At 65.8% G+C, this 374-nt stretch carries 1 protein-coding gene; it reads right to left on the bottom strand.

The features are described from left to right. On the bottom strand, window positions 1-374 hold a 374-nt coding region (locus DH10_RS35965), incomplete at both ends, for a hypothetical protein (RefSeq protein ID WP_210327893.1).

The raw sequence follows: 374 nt of genomic DNA, 5'->3' as shown, positions 1-374 counted from the left end.
CGGCCCGATCGTCTGGGCGTCCTGCGTCATCAGCGTGATGGCCGCGTCCGCGACCGTGCCGACCGAAGCGGTCGGCGCATCATCATTGAAGGTGATGGTCAGCGTGCCCGGTGCCGTCGAACCGTCCGCATCGGTGATCACATAGCCGAGATTGACCGTCGCGTTGTTCTCGTCGTTCGGACCTTGCGCCTGCAGCACGTTGTCGAGCAGCGTCACCGTGTAGGCGCCGGTCGCCGGATCCGTCACATGGACGGTGAACAGAGCGGTGCCGATGCGGTCTCCGCTGGTGGTGGTGGCCGTCAGCGTGTTGGTGCCGGCATCCCAGCTGTAGGAGACGTTCTCCTGGCCGACCGTGCCGGTGGTGTTGTTGAGGG

Origin of the sequence: Mesorhizobium silamurunense (genome assembly GCF_014843825.1) — a bacterium.
GTDB classification, from domain to species: Bacteria; Pseudomonadota; Alphaproteobacteria; order Rhizobiales; family Rhizobiaceae; genus Mesorhizobium; species Mesorhizobium silamurunense.
Note: the sequence above shows the minus strand (reverse complement) of the source record. Positions and strands in the feature narration are given on the sequence as shown.